General features: G+C 72.2%; 12 protein-coding genes. 6 read left to right on the top strand and 6 right to left on the bottom strand.

The annotated features are described in order from the left end of the window. Nucleotides 1-11: 11 nt before the first annotated feature. On the bottom strand, nucleotides 12-1,595 hold the full coding sequence (cimA, locus tag ACFYPS_RS23285) for a citramalate synthase (RefSeq protein WP_387326965.1): 1,584 nt from the start codon (nucleotides 1,593-1,595) through the stop codon (nucleotides 12-14). A gap of 339 nt (nucleotides 1,596-1,934) precedes the next feature. Here cimA and ACFYPS_RS23280 point away from each other — a divergent pair, with 339 nt between their 5' ends. From ACFYPS_RS23280 to ACFYPS_RS23265, 4 genes are all read left to right on the top strand, one after another. Beyond that, entirely contained in the window at nucleotides 1,935-2,495 is a 561-nt protein-coding gene (locus ACFYPS_RS23280) for a peroxiredoxin (protein ID WP_089017338.1), read from the top strand. A gap of 2 nt (nucleotides 2,496-2,497) precedes the next feature. After that, nucleotides 2,498-3,028: a carboxymuconolactone decarboxylase family protein gene (locus ACFYPS_RS23275; protein ID WP_387326962.1), complete on the top strand. Its 531-nt coding sequence runs from the start codon at nucleotides 2,498-2,500 to the stop codon at nucleotides 3,026-3,028. Between the two features lie 137 nt (nucleotides 3,029-3,165). Continuing rightward, entirely contained in the window at nucleotides 3,166-3,624 is a 459-nt protein-coding gene (locus ACFYPS_RS23270) for a PRC-barrel domain containing protein (protein WP_354966986.1), read from the top strand. Between the two features lie 56 nt (nucleotides 3,625-3,680). After that, complete coding sequence (locus ACFYPS_RS23265; RefSeq protein ID WP_354966987.1) at nucleotides 3,681-4,421, top strand: tyrosine-protein phosphatase; 741 nt, start codon at nucleotides 3,681-3,683, stop codon at nucleotides 4,419-4,421. A 10-nt stretch (nucleotides 4,422-4,431) separates the two neighbouring features. Here ACFYPS_RS23265 and ACFYPS_RS23260 read toward each other — a convergent pair whose 3' ends face one another. Then, entirely contained in the window at nucleotides 4,432-5,529 is a 1,098-nt protein-coding gene (locus ACFYPS_RS23260) for a branched-chain amino acid aminotransferase (RefSeq protein WP_354966988.1), read from the bottom strand. 162 nt (nucleotides 5,530-5,691) lie between these two features. Further along, on the bottom strand, nucleotides 5,692-6,723 hold the full coding sequence (locus ACFYPS_RS23255; protein WP_354966989.1) for a 3-isopropylmalate dehydrogenase: 1,032 nt from the start codon (nucleotides 6,721-6,723) through the stop codon (nucleotides 5,692-5,694). Nucleotides 6,724-6,950: 227 nt separating this feature from the next. Here ACFYPS_RS23255 and ACFYPS_RS23250 point away from each other — a divergent pair, with 227 nt between their 5' ends. Both ACFYPS_RS23250 and ACFYPS_RS23245 read left to right on the top strand, forming a co-directional pair. Continuing rightward, nucleotides 6,951-7,793, top strand: coding sequence for an FAD:protein FMN transferase (locus ACFYPS_RS23250; protein WP_354966990.1), 843 nt, complete (start codon nucleotides 6,951-6,953; stop codon nucleotides 7,791-7,793). 368 nt (nucleotides 7,794-8,161) lie between these two features. After that, on the top strand, nucleotides 8,162-8,518 hold the full coding sequence (locus tag ACFYPS_RS23245; protein WP_089017345.1) for a hypothetical protein: 357 nt from the start codon (nucleotides 8,162-8,164) through the stop codon (nucleotides 8,516-8,518). Between the two features lie 84 nt (nucleotides 8,519-8,602). Here ACFYPS_RS23245 and serA read toward each other — a convergent pair whose 3' ends face one another. From serA to ilvN, 3 genes are all read right to left on the bottom strand, one after another. Then, nucleotides 8,603-10,201, bottom strand: coding sequence for a phosphoglycerate dehydrogenase (serA, locus tag ACFYPS_RS23240; protein WP_354966991.1), 1,599 nt, complete (start codon nucleotides 10,199-10,201; stop codon nucleotides 8,603-8,605). A 375-nt stretch (nucleotides 10,202-10,576) separates the two neighbouring features. Further along, a complete protein-coding gene (ilvC, locus tag ACFYPS_RS23235; protein ID WP_354966992.1) occupies nucleotides 10,577-11,590 on the bottom strand; it encodes a ketol-acid reductoisomerase in 1,014 nt (337 codons plus the stop codon). A 56-nt stretch (nucleotides 11,591-11,646) separates the two neighbouring features. Continuing rightward, nucleotides 11,647-12,162, bottom strand: a complete 516-nt coding sequence (gene ilvN / locus ACFYPS_RS23230) for an acetolactate synthase small subunit (RefSeq protein WP_089017348.1) — start codon at nucleotides 12,160-12,162, stop codon at nucleotides 11,647-11,649. Nucleotides 12,163-12,216 lie beyond the last annotated feature (54 nt).

Raw genomic sequence — 12,216 nt, 5'->3', positions numbered from 1 at the left:
GGAGATCCGGGTCAGACGGGGGCGGGGGCCAGTCCGTAGGTGAGGGCGTCGACCAGGGCGTGCCAGCTGGCTTCGACCACGTTGGGATGCACGCCCACGGTGGTCCAGTCCCGGCCGCCGCTGTCGGCGGTTTCCAGCAGCACCCGGGTGACGGCGCCGGTGCCGTGGCTGCCCTCCAGGATGCGCACCTTGTAGTCGGCCAGCTCGAAGTCGCGCAGCTGCGGGTAGTGCCGGGCCAGCCCCACCCGCAGCGCCTCGTCCAGCGCGTTGACCGGACCGTTGCCCTCGGCGGTGGCGATCACCCGCTCGCCGCGTACCCGGATCTTGACGGTTGCCTCGGAGACCACCGCGCCGTCCTCGCGGTGCTCGACCAGAACCCGGTACGACTCCAGCGTGAACGGCCGGGCCGGGCCGCCCTCCGGAAGCTCCGAACGGACCAGCAGCTCGAAGGAGGCGTCCGCGGCCTCGAAGGACCAGCCGCCGGCCTCCAGTTCCTTGACCCGGTTGGTGACCCGGGTCAGCGCCTCCGGTCGGCCGGCCAGGTCCAGGCCGAGCTCACGACTCTTGAGCTCGACGCTGGCCCGGCCGGCCATCTCGGTTATCAGGATCCGCATGTCGTTGCCCACCACCGACGGGTTCACGTGGTTGTAGAGCAACGGGTCGACCTTGATCGCACTCGCGTGCAGCCCCGCCTTGTGGGCGAAGGCCGCGGCCCCGACGTACGCCTGGTGGGTGTCGGGGGCGATGTTGGCGATCTCGGCGATGGCGTGCGAGACCCGCACCATCTGCGCGAGGCAGCCCTCCGGTAGGACGGGCATGCCCAGCTTGAGTTCGAGGTTCGCGACGACCGCGAAGATGTCGGCGTTGCCGGGCCGCTCGCCGTACCCGTTGGCGGTGCCCTGGACGTGGCGGACCCCCGCCTCGACCGCGGCGATCGTGTTGGCCACCGCGCAGGCGGTGTCGTTCTGCGCGTGCATGCCGAGCAGCCCCGCGTCGATCCCGAGCCGGTCGGTCAGGTCGGCGATCACGGCGGTCACCTGGGATGGCAGCATGCCGCCGTTGGTGTCACAGAGCACCATCCGCTCGGCGCCGGCGGCCAGCGCGGTCTGCACCACGGCCGCGCCGTACGCCGGGTCGTGCCGGTAGCCGTCGAAGAAGTGTTCGCCGTCGACGAAGACCCGTCGGCCCTCGCCGACGAGGTGGCTGACGGTGTCGTGGATCATCGCCAGGTTCTCCGCGCCGGTGGTGCGCAGCGCGCGCTCGACGTGCCGGGTGTCGGCCTTGGCGACCAGGGCCACCGCCGGGGTGTGCGCGTCCAGCAGGCCGCGTACCTGGGGGTCGTCGGCGACCGCCACACCGGCCTTGCGGGTGGCGCCGAACGCGACCAGCACGCCGCGCCGCAGATCCAGCTCCGTGCGTGCCCGGCGGAAGAACTCGGTGTCCTTGGGCACCGCGCCCGGCCAGCCGCCCTCGATGAAGCCGACGCCGAACTCGTCGAGCAGCCGGGCCACCGCCAGCTTGTCGACCACCGAGTAGGTGAGCCCCTCGCGCTGGGCGCCGTCGCGCAACGTCGTGTCGTAGACCTGGAACGTCATCAGGATCCTTTCTCGGAGCAACAAAAAGACCCCCCGCGGCTGCGGGAGGTCTGCGCGCTCGGCGGAGGGAGGGCCGGCGCGCTAGGTCGCAATAATCAGGGCGGTGCTGGTCACGATCGCTACTCTGCCACCGCTCCTCTGATTTTGGGAGGAACAGTCCACATCGCGGGATGGTGACGCACCGTTGGCCGACCCGGACCCTCCTCCGGTCTCGGGCACAACCCCCCGCTCGTGATCGGCTTCACAAGTCACCTGCCCGCCCACCGGCGAAAACTCGCCTACGGAAGCATCTGGAACCGATCCAGTTATCGGGCCCAGTGCCGCTCCCAAGGAGGACCCTTGCTCACTGTCGGTGACCGCTTCCCCGAGTACGAACTCACCGCCTGTGTGTCGCTGGACGCCGACAAGGCGTTCGAGACGCTCAACCACAAGTCCCACGAGGGCAAGTGGCGGGTGGTCTTCTTCTGGCCGAAGGACTTCACCTTCATCTGCCCGACGGAGATCGCCGAGTTCGGCCGGCTCAACGGCGAGTTCGCCGACCGGGACGCGCAGGTCCTGGGGGCGTCGGTGGACAACGAGTACGTCCACTACGCGTGGCGCAAGGACCACCCGGACCTGCGGGAGCTGCCCTTCCCGATGCTCAGCGACATCAAGCGTGAGCTGGCCGCCGCCTGCGGCGTGCTCGGCGAGGACGGCGTGGCCCAGCGCGCGACGTTCATCATCGACCCGAACAACGAGATCCAGTTCGCCATGGTGACCGCCGGCTCGGTCGGCCGCAACGTCTCCGAGGTGCTGCGGGTGCTCGACGCGCTGCAGACCGACGAGCTGTGCCCGTGCAACTGGAACAAGGGCGGCGAGACCCTCGACGCCAGCGCGCTCCTCGCCGGCGCCGGAGCCTGACCATGGGTCTGGACGCGATCAAGGCGGCCCTGCCCGAGTACGCCAAGGACATCAAGCTCAACCTGGGCTCCACCGTCGGCACCTCGACGCTGACCCCGGTGCAGGCCTGGGGCACCGCGCTGGCCTGCGCGGTGGCCGCCCGCAACCCGGTGGTGCTGCGCGAGATCGCCGCCGAGGCGCTCGGTCACCTCATGCCGGAGGGTGTCGAGGCGGCCAAGGGCGCCGCGGCCATCATGGCGATGAACAACGTCTACTACCGGGCCAAGCACCTCATCGGCGACGAGCAGTACGCCTCGATGCCGGCCCGGCTGCGGATGCAGATCATCGCCCGGCCGGGGGTGGACAAGGGCGACTTCGAGCTCTGGTGCCTCGCCGTGTCGGCGATCACCGGCTGCGGGGTGTGCCTCGAGTCGCACGAGAAGACGCTGCGCGGCAGCGGCTTCACCCGGGAGCAGGTGCACGAGGCGCTGCGAATCTCCGCCGTGGTGCACGCCGCGGCGGTCACCCTGGACGCCGAGGCCGCGCTGGCCTGAGCAGGTACGCCCCGACGGGCCGACGCCGCACCGCGGCGTCGGCCCGTCGCCGTTTCCGGCCCCCGGCGACCGGGTAGCTCCTGCGGGGACGCACTCACCTACGCCGTGCGCATCGGCGACAGTCAGGAGTGAACGGCATGGACAGGATCGACCCGCACGCGACGCACGCCGCGCCGGAGCCGCTGCGCGGAGGCGACCAGGGCACCGTGCCCGGGGGCGCCCCGGCCGGCGCCTTCGACCCCTGGCGCTACCGCGACCAGGCCGGGGTGGCCGACGCCGACCTGGTCGGCTACGCGGTCGAGGCCACCGACGGTGGGATCGGCAAGATCGACAGCGCCAGCCACGAGGTGGACGGCAGCTACCTGGTGGTGGACACCGGCCCGTGGATCTTCGGCAAGAAGGTGATGCTGCCGGCCGGCACGGTCAACCAGGTCGACCACGACCAGCGCACCGTCTCCGTGGACCGGACCCGCGACCAGATCAAGGCCGCCCCGGAGTACGACGAGACCAGCCACAGCGACCCGCACTACCGCAACCAGCTGGGTGGCTACTACGACGAGACATACGGCGCACTCCCGCCCGGCACCGGGCGGTAGCCGATCGGACCCGACGGCCGGTGGGGCCTTGTCCCACCGGCCGTTACCGTGTCAGCGTGGACGCCATCGAGGACAACCGAAACATCTCGCTGCCCGCGACCTTCAACTTCCGCGACGTCGGTGGCTACCCCGGTCACGACGGCCGCACCGTGCGCCGGGGACGGCTCTACCGCTCGGACTCACTGCACCGCCTCAACGAGAACGACCGGGACGCGTTCGCCGCGATCGGCATCCGCACCGTCATCGACCTGCGCCGCCCGCACGAGGTGGAACGGGACGGCCGGGTGCCGTCGTACCAGGGGCTGACCTACCGGAACATCCACCCGGAGCACGCGGAGTGGGGCGAGCAGCCGTACCGCGAGGGCGACAGCCTGGCGCGCTACCTCGCGGACCGGTACGCCGCCCTCGCACAGACCGGCACCGGCGGGTTGGCCGAGGCGATCGGGTTGATCGCCGACTCGGCCAACGCCCCGGTGGTGGTGCACTGCGTGGCCGGCAAGGACCGCACCGGCATCGTGTGCGCGCTGACCCTCGCCGTGCTGGGCGTCGACGACACCGACATCGTCGCGGACTACGCCCTCAGCACCGAGGCGTCCGCCCGGTTCAGTGCCTGGCTGGCCGCCAACAACGTGGTTGTGGGGGACGTGCCGGCACCGTTCCTGGCCTCGCCCGCCGAGACGATGGAGCTCTTCCTCGCCGAGCTGCGCGAGGGGTACGGCTCGGTGGAAGGCTACCTACGCCACGCCGGGGTGACCGACGCGCAACTCACCACCCTCCGCGACCACCTGCTCGACTAGGGCGGAGGCGTCAGAGGACCCGGTGCACCCAGCCCTGCGGGTCGGTGGCCTCGCCACGCTGGATGTCGACGAGCTGTTGGCGCAGCGCCATCGTGACCCGGCCCGGTTCGCCGCCGCCGATCAGGAACTCGCCGTCGGGGAAGCGGACCCCGCCGATCGGGGTGATCACGGCGGCGGTGCCGCAGGCGAAGACCTCGCGGAGCCGGCCGCTGGCCGCGTCGGCCTGCCAGTCGGCGAAGGTGACCGGCCGCTCCTCGACCCGGTGCCCGGCCGCGCCGGCCAGCGTGAGGACCGCGTCCCGGGTGATGCCCGGCAGGATCGTGCCGGTCAGCGGCGGGGTGACCACCGTGTCGTCGTCGTAGACGAAGAAGACGTTCATGCCGCCCAGCTCGTCGACGAAGCGGCGCTCCACCGCGTCCAGGAAGACCACCTGGTCGCAGCCGGCCTCGATGGCCTCGGCCTGGGCCGCCAGTGACGCGGCATAGTTGCCACCGCACTTGGCGGCACCGGTGCCACCGGGCGCGGCCCGGGTGTAGTCCGGCGAGACCCAGACGGTGACCGGCTTGACGCCGCCGCTGAAGTACGCCCCGACCGGCGAGGCGATCACCATGTAGAGGTATTCGTTGGCCGGGCGGACACCGAGGAAGACCTCGCTGGCGAACATGAACGGCCGCAGGTAGAGACTGCCGTCCGCGCCGGTCGGGATCCACTCCCGGTCGACCTCGATGAGCTTGTGCAGCGAGTCGATGAAGACCTCGGCCGGCAGCGTCGGCATCGCCATCCGCTGCGCCGAGGCGGCGAACCGGGCGGCGTTGGCGTCCGGCCGGAACATGGTCACGCCACCGTCGGCGGTCCGGTACGCCTTCAGCCCCTCGAAGATCTCCTGCGCGTAGTGCAGCACCGCGCTGGCCGGGTCCATCGGGATCGGCCCGCGCGCCTCCACCCGGGCGTCGTACCAGCCCTTGCCGTCGGCGTACCGGACGGTGACCATGTGGTCGGTGAAGACCCGGCCGAACCCGGGGTTGACCAGCAGGGCGGCCCGGTCGGTGGCGGATACCGGCGCGGGATTCGGACGGATCTCGAAGTCGAGCTTGTCACCACCGCTCATCGCGCTGACCTCCCTGCGGGACAACGGCATGCGGGATCGCACACCGACATGGCTGTGCCAGAAACTTACCCCGAACGGTCGTTCAGCGGGTAGCGCCGCCCGGGGCATGGACGACCCCGGATGGCTCCTCGCCGGACCGACCGGCGCGCGGCCGTGGGCGGCTCAGGCTACGGCGTGTGCGGCGAGCCGGTCGCCGACCTCGGCGGTACGCAGCGCCACACCCGGCGTCCGGCCGGCCAGCTCGGCGGCGACCGCCGCGTTGACCCGGGCCGCGGCCTCCGCGTGCCCGAGCTGCTCCAGCAGCAGCGCGGCGGAGAGCACCGCGGCGACCGGGTCGGCGATGCCCTGCCCGGCGATGTCCGGCGCCGAGCCGTGCACCGGCTCGAACATGGAGGGGTACGCCCCCTCGGGGTTGATGCAGCCGCTGGCGGCCAACCCGATCCCACCGGTGACCGCGGCGGCGATGTCGGTGAGGATGTCGCCGAACAGGTTGTCGGTGACCACCACGTCGTAGCGCTGCGGCTGGGTGACGAGGAACATCGCGGCCGCGTCGACGTGCTGGTACTCGGTGGCGATGTCCGGGTGCTCGGCGGCGACCGCGTCGAAGGCCCGCGCCCAGAGCGAACCGGCGTGGGTGAGCACGTTGGTCTTGTGCACCAGGGTGACCTTGCGCCGCTCCCGGCGGCCGGCCCGGGCGAACGCGTCGCGGATCACCCGCTCCACGCCGTGCCGGGTGTTCAGGCTCTCCTCGGTGGCGACCTCGGCGGGTGTGTCGCGGTGCAGCGAGCCGCCGGCTCCGGCGTAGAGCCCCTCGGTGCCCTCACGCACCACTACGAGGTCGACCTCACCCGGCTTGACGTTGCCCAGCGGGCCGGCGACCCCGGGCCAGAGCCGGGACGGGCGCAGGTTGACGTACTGGTCGAAGGCGAACCGGAGCTTGAGCAGCAGCCCCCGCTCCAGCACTCCCGGCGGGACGGTCGGGTCGCCGACCGCGCCGAGCAGGATCGCGTCGTGGCCGGCCAACTCCGTCAGCACCGAGTCGGGCAGCACCTCTCCGGTACGGTGCCAGCGGGCCGCGCCGAGGTCGTACTCGGTGGCCTGCACGCCGGGCAGCACGGCGTCGAGGACCTTGCGGGCCTGCGCGACCACCTCGGGCCCGATGCCGTCCCCGGCCACCACCGCGATCCGCGCCACGCCCGCACTCCTCTGTTCGACTGCACCGTCGCCGCAACGGTACGTCTCCGTCCCGCCTCCCGGTACGCAGCTTCCACGATGTGGGAAGGACGGATACACAGCACCCTCTCAGGCGGGACCCATGTGGCGGTCATCTCCGCTGCCTACCGTGGGGATCAGCGGGTCACGGGGGCCTGCGAACCGGGGGTCACCGACGACGCGACCCCAACTGCGAGGGGGCAGATGCCATGCGCATCGACGAGCAGCCGCGGACCCGCTGGCCGGACCCGTCGGCGTTCCGGAACCGCCGGCCGGACCTCCGGCTCGGCAGCCGGCGGCAGCGGATCGACCCGGCGGCCGCCAGCCAGGGCCGGATCGCGGTGCAGCACACCGTGCGCACCCCGACCGCCGAGTACACGCTGCTGCTCAACGCCCCCGAGCGGCTCGGCCGCCGGGGCGTCGGCGAGGCACTGCGGGACAGCGTCGCGGAGCTACGCGCCATCGACCTCACCTACGGCCCGAACCGGCCGGAGAGCCTGGTCTCCAGGCTGCGTCGTGGCGAGATCAGTCCCGACTCGTACCCCCCGCTGGCCGACCTGGTGGACCGCTGCACGGCGATGCGCGCCGCCACCGACGGGTGGTTCGACGCCTGGTCGGTGCCGGGCGGCTTCGACCCGGGCGGCCTGCTCGGCGGCTGGGCGGTGGAGCGCGCGGCCGCCCGCCTGCGCGCCGCGGGCATCCACGACTACGCCGTGCTCACCGGCGCCGACCTGGTGGTCCGCGGCCGGGCGCCGCACGGCGGGCCGTGGCGGGTGGCGGTGCACCACCCGACCGCGCCCGAACGCGCGCCGCTGCTGCTGGAGATGACCGCCGGCGCCGTCGGCACCTCCGGGGTGACCGGACGACAGGGGCACGTGGTGGACCCGCACACCGGCGAGCCGGCCAACCACCTCGTCGCCGCCACGGTTGTCGGCCCCGACCTGACCGTGGCCGACGCCTACGCCACCGCGCTCTACGCCGCCGGCCCCACCGGGCTGGCCTGGTTCCGCGGCGGCTCCGACTATCGCGCGCTCTTCGCCCACCGGCGCTGAGCGGGACGTCGTCGCACCGAGCCCGCCTCCCCGCGGTGCTCCGGCCCGGTTGGCACCTCGGCCGGTCGGGCTGCGATCGGCCCCCACAGCCTCGGCAACGGCCGTGGGGGCCGGTCAGCGACGAGTGCGCGTGGCTCGCACAATCGAGGGGTGCGGACCGGTCGGGGCCGGACGTCGACCGCGCCACCCGAAGACGGGCCGACGCCGCGAACTCGGCCAGTGACCGCAGTCGGTACGCTAGCGAATCGACGCAACTCGACGCAAGAGTCTCCACAGCGGACCGTCGCGGCCGGAGCGTGGCAGATCAGTGATTGGCCTGCGGCGAGGCAGTTTCGACATGGTGAACGACGGATGGCACGCTGTCCGCCGTGAGTTTCGATCTGAGCGTGTGGGCCCTGGAGGACGGGGCGACGCCCGAGGACGTGCGGGCCGCGGTCGAGGGTTGCCGGCAGGGGCGGCACGTGGACCGTTACCCGGACCCCCGAGTGGTGGCCTTCTACCGGGCGATCACCGCCTCGTACCCGGACCGGCACCCCGGCCCGGACAGCCCGTGGGCGGTGGCGCCACTGCACGCCGCCCACGACCATGTCGAGCTGAACCTGCATCCGACCTGCGCGGACCAGGTGCTGCTGGACATCGAACGGCTGGCCGGCGAGCACGGGCTGATGCTGTTCGACCCGCAGGACGGCTCGGTCTACCCGCCCCCGGCCCGGCTGCCCGGCTGACCCGGGCGGGCGGCAGGACCACCCGAGCCCGGGTACGACAAAGGGGCCCAGCGGATCGCCGGGCCCCCCGTGGTGCTGCCGTGACTACTCGTCGCGCAGGTCCGCCGCGCTGGCCGCCGTCGCGCCGATCGAGTCGGCCGCCGAGGTGAGCAGGTCCGCGCCGAGCGCCTGGTCGACGGTGAGCGTCATCAGCGTCTCGCCACCCGCCTCGCGCCGGGCCACCTGCATCGCGGCGATGTTGATGCCCGACTCGCCGAGCAGGGTGCCGACGGTGCCGACGACGCCGGGCCGGTCGGCGTAGCGCAGGAAGAGCAGGATGCCCTCCGCGCCGATCTCCACGTCGAAGCCGTCCACCTCGGTCAGCTTCAGGACGTCGCGAGCGCCGGAGTGGGTGACCGTGCCGGAGACGCTGACCGTCCGGCCGTCCGGCAGCGCGCCACGCACCGTGACCAGGGTGGGCTGCTCCGCCGTCTCGGCCAGGCTGGCCAGGGTGACCTCGACGCCACGCTCGGCGGCCAGGTGCGGGGCGTTGACGTAGGTGACCTGCTCCTCGACGACCGAGCTGAACATGCCCTTGGTGGCGGCGAGCTTGAGCACCGACACGTCGTGGCTGACGATCTCGCCGCGGACCTCGACCGTGACGCTGGCGGCGACGCCGCCGGCGACCGCGGTGAAGGCGCGGCCGAGCTTCTCGGCCAGCGGGAGCAGCGGCCGCACGTCCTCGGCGACCACGCCACCGGCCTGCACGTTGACCGCGTCCGGGACGAACTCGCCCTGCAACGCCAGCTTCACGCTCCGGGCCACCGCCAGGCCGGCCTTGTCCTGCGCCTCGTGCGTCGAGGCACCCAGGTGCGGGGTGGCCACCACGTTGTCGAAGGCGAACAGCGGGGAGGAGGTGCAGGGCTCCTTGCTGTAGACGTCGACGCCGGCGCCGGCGACCCGGCCCTCGGCGATGGCGTTCGCGAGCGCCTGCTCGTCGACCAGACCGCCGCGGGCGGCGTTGACGATGCGCACGCCCGGCTTGACGATCGCCAGTTCCTTCTCACCGATCAGGCCCACGGTCTCGGGGGTCTTCGGCAGGTGGATGGAGATGAAGTCGCTCTCCCGGAGCAACTCCTCCAGGCCCACCAGGCGTACGCCGAGCTGCGCCGCCCGGGCCGGCTGGATGTACGGGTCGTACGCGATCAGCCGGGTGCCGAACGCGGCGATGCGCTGCGCGAAGAGCACCCCGATGCGACCGAGCCCGACCACGCCGACGGTCTTGCCCTGCACCTCGACGCCGGTGTACTTCGACCGCTTCCACTCCCCCGCCTTGAGCGCGGCGCTGGCGCTGGCGGTGTTGCGGGCCACGGCGAGGAGCAGAGCGACGGCCTGCTCCGCGGCGGAGACGATGTTCGAGGTGGGCGCGTTGACGACCATGACGCCCCGCGCGGTCGCGGCCGGCACCTCGACGTTGTCCAGCCCGACGCCCGCCCGGGCGACCACCTTGAGTCGCGGTGCGGCGGCGATCGCCTCGGCGTCGATCTGGGTCGCGCTGCGCACGATGACGGCGTGGGCCTCGGAGAGCGCCGAGAGCAGGGCCGGACGGTCGGTGCCGTCGACGTGCCGGACGTCGAAGTCGTGGGCGAGCACCTCGATGGCGGCGGGGGCGAGTTCTTCGGCGATCAGTACGACAGGATTCATCGGTCCTCGTAGAGGTCGTGTTTACGATCGGCGCGGGCGGCGAGGCGCCGCACTGCGCCCTGCGCTGATCCGTGCCGTGGCCGTCAGGTGCCGGCTGCGCACCTACCCGCGATCGTAGGGGCCCCGCTGGTCGGCATGTTCGGGTCTTCGGGGTGAGGGCCCTCACACGCCGGGGCGGACGCCGGACATCGCCCGTTCACCCGACCGTCATCGCTGCCGGGCCCGGCGGGTCGCACGCTCAACGGACATGTCCCGGGCGGCCGACGCCACCGGCTCGGTGCTCAGCGTCACTCGGTCCAGCATGTGAGCATCGACAAGCTGGACGCGCGGGGCCGTCCGGCCGCGTCAGGACGACCGGACGGCCCCGCGGCGGCGTCAGGCGGTCTCGGTGATCGGGCGGTCGACCCAGCTCATCATGCCGCGCAGCTTCCGGCCGGTCTCCTCGATCGGGTGCGCCGCACCCTCGGCCTGCCACTTGGTGAAGTTGGGCCGGCCCGCCTCGTCCTCGGCAACCCACTCGCGGGCGAACTCGCCGGACTGGATCTCCCCGAGGATCTTGCGCATCTCGTCCTTGACCCGGGAGTCGATGATCCGCGGGCCACGGGAGAGGTCGCCGTACTCGGCGGTGTCGGAGATGCTGTACCGCATCTTCGCGATGCCGCCCTCGTACATGAGGTCGACGATCAGCTTCAGCTCGTGCAGGCACTCGAAGTAGGCCACCTCGGGGGCGTAGCCCGCCTCGGTGAGCACCTCGAACCCGGTCTGCACCAGCGCCGCCGCGCCGCCGCAGAGCACCGCCTGCTCGCCGAAGAGGTCGGTCTCGGTCTCCTCGGTGAAGGTGGTCCGGATCACGCCGGCGCGCGTGCCGCCGATCCCCTTGGCGTATGCGAGGGCGAGCGCGAGCGCGTTGCCGCTGGCGTCCTGCTCGACGGCGACCAGGCAGGGCACGCCCTTGCCGTCGGCGTACTGGCGGCGGACCAGGTGGCCGGGGCCCTTCGGGGCGACCATCGCCACGTCGACCTCGGCCGGCGGCTTGATCAGCCCGTACCGGATGTTGAAGCCGTGGCCGAAGAAGATCGCCTTGCCCGGGGCGAGGTGCGGGGCGATCGACTCGGTGTACAGGGCACGCTGGGCGGTGTCCGGCGCGAGCACCATGATCACATCGGCCTCGGCGGCGGCCTGCGCCGGCGTGACGACCCGCAGGCCCTGCTCCTCGGCCTTGGGACGGCTCTTCGAGCCCTCCGGCAGACCGATCACCACGTCGACGCCGGAGTCGCGCAGCGACAGCGCGTGGGCGTGGCCCTGGCTGCCGTAGCCGATCACCGCGACCTTCTTGGCCTGGATCAGGCCGAGGTCGGCATCGTCGTCGTAGTACACCTCAACGCTCATGAGACTTCCCTTTCGTACGACGGCCCGGACGGCCCGTCGTGGTCTGTGCGGATGGGTCAGGCGGCCCGCAGCGCGGGACCGGCGGTGATCGAACGCGAGCCGCGCCCGATCGCCACCAGCCCGGACTGGACCATTTCCTTGATGCCGAAGGGCTCGAGGTCGCGCAGCAGCGCGTCGAGCTTGTCCGGGGTGCCGGTGGCCTCGATGGTCAGCGTGTCCGGTGCCACGTCGACCACCCGGGCGCGGAACAGGTTGACGGTCTCCAGCACCTGGGTCCGCGCGGACCGGTCGGCGCGGACCTTCACCAGCAGCAACTCCCGGGCGACCGAGACCTGCGGGTCCAGCTCGACGATCTTGAGCACGTTCACCAGTTTGTTGAGCTGCTTGGTGACCTGTTCCAGAGGGGACGACTCCGCGTTGACCACGATGGTGATCCGGGAGACGTCCGGGTTCTCGGTCTCACCGACGGCGAGGCTGTCGATGTTGAATCCGCGCCGGGAGAACAGGCCGGAGACCCGGGCGAGCACGCCGGGCTTGTTCTCCACGAGCACGGACAGGGTGTGCATCGTCATGCCACGACCTCGCTTCGCCCGGTCGCGCCCTGACGACGCGCAGCACTGAGCCTG

This window comes from Micromonospora sp. NPDC005087 (assembly GCF_042872965.1).
Classification (GTDB): domain Bacteria; phylum Actinomycetota; class Actinomycetes; order Mycobacteriales; family Micromonosporaceae; genus Micromonospora.
This window is presented reverse-complemented; position numbering and strand designations above follow the sequence as displayed.